General features: G+C 67.6%; 2 protein-coding genes and 1 pseudogene. 1 reads left to right on the plus strand and 2 read right to left on the minus strand.

Going from position 1 to position 1,352, the window contains the following annotated elements; all coding sequences use genetic code 11:
* Positions 1-15: 15 nt before the first annotated feature.
* Together QK442_RS36115 and QK442_RS36120 are read right to left on the minus strand one after the other, a co-directional pair.
* Positions 16-408 (minus strand): PIN domain-containing protein, encoded by a 393-nt coding sequence (locus QK442_RS36115; protein WP_282698374.1) that lies wholly within the window; start codon positions 406-408, stop codon positions 16-18.
* The gene (locus QK442_RS36120; RefSeq protein ID WP_282698375.1) at positions 405-671 is read right to left on the minus strand and encodes a hypothetical protein; all 267 of its coding nucleotides are present in this window, start codon (positions 669-671) and stop codon (positions 405-407) included. Before QK442_RS36120 ends, QK442_RS36115 begins: the two co-directional genes overlap by 4 nt.
* Positions 672-909: 238 nt before the next feature.
* Between QK442_RS36120 and QK442_RS36125 the strand changes: the two are divergent.
* Positions 910-1,352: pseudogene (locus QK442_RS36125) on the plus strand (site-specific integrase); the annotation flags it as partial.

The raw sequence follows: 1,352 nt of genomic DNA on the forward strand, positions 1-1,352 counted from the left end.
ACTGCGGCTGCGGTACTAGACGGTGCGGATGACAGGGGCGGGTTTGATGTCCTGGGCGTCGATGAGGGTGCGGATGTCGTTCGAGTCCGAGGTCCAGATGATGGCGCCGAGGCTGGCTGCCATGGTCACGACGGTGGCGTCGACGATGTCGGAGGTGCCGGCCTTGCCGCAGAGGATGCCTGCGGCTTTGGCGGTTTCGAGGCCGACGGGTACGACGTGGCACCCGGCGAGGAACTTGCCGAGTCTGACCTGGCGGCGGGAGTCCCGCCATGCCTGGCTGACAACGACGGAGGGGACGTGGATGTCCCGTCCGTCGTCAAGGGCCAGGCTGTGACGGGCCCACATGCGTCGGTCGTCGTTGTCGATGGCGATGAGGACTCCGGCGTCGTACAGGTAGGGGATGTTCACGCGGCCGAGGCTCCCGAGCCGCTGAGGTATTCGGCGTCGGCGGCGGCAAGGTCTGCGCGGGCGGCGGCGAGCTCTTCCGGGGTGAAGGCGCCGTGTTCCGCCTGCCACTCCTGGATGACGGCCCGGCCTGCCCGCAGGCGCAGCTCGCGTTCGGCTGCTCCGGCGACGAGGCGGGAGAGTGGGATGCCTTCTTCCTCGGCTGCTCCGGCCAGGGCTTCGACCAGGGATTCGTCGAGAGTGATAGTCACCTTCTTGGTAGCCATACATCAACCATAGCGCGGTATGGCGTTCGATGCTGATACGCGGATCACGTGGCGGTGAGCGCGGAGGGCGTGAGCGCATCCGGCGGGGGCCTCGCGGACTCGACGGTCCGCGGGGCTGCGGGGGAGGCTGGGGCCACATTCGCCGGAAAGAGGGGATTAGTGATGAATGCCTTGCTCGGTCGTGAGGTGGCGGTGCACGGTTTCGAGCACGGTCAGGCGAAGGATCGCGGGGGCTTGGGTGGCGAGCGTCTTTCAGAGGTGCAAGAGGGATGTCCGAGACCGGAACTTTCCCTGTGATCGTCCGCGGTGTCGGCATGGGTGGACGGTCCGGTACCGGGAACCGGGCGGTAGACGTGGGAGGCAGCGGGAGAGGTCGTTTCCCCGTCGGGTGGGCTCGGACGGCGCGGACGCTTTCGCCGACAAGGTCGAGAACGACAAGAAGGCCGGCATTCGCTTCGACCCTGCGCGAGGGCTGGTGCCGTTGCGGACCTGGGCTCAGGAGTGGCTGGAACGACGGGTCGTCGGTGAGGCGACGCGCCGCAACTACGAAGGGTTCATCCGTAACCATCTCGTGCCGCGGCTGGGACGGAAGATGCTGGCCGCGCTGGCGCGGCGCGACTTCGAGGAGTTCGCCAAGGACCTGCATGCCTCCGGTGCGGGGTTGGCGGTCTCCACGGTCAA

This window comes from Streptomyces sp. CC208A, from assembly GCF_030010625.1.
GTDB lineage: Bacteria > Actinomycetota > Actinomycetes > Streptomycetales > Streptomycetaceae > Streptomyces.

Bases quoted from the DNA above. Each gene is read 5' to 3' on its own strand.
- QK442_RS36120 (WP_282698375.1), bottom strand. From the start codon at position 671: ATGGCTACCAAGAAGGTGACTATCACTCTCGACGAATCCCTGGTCGAA.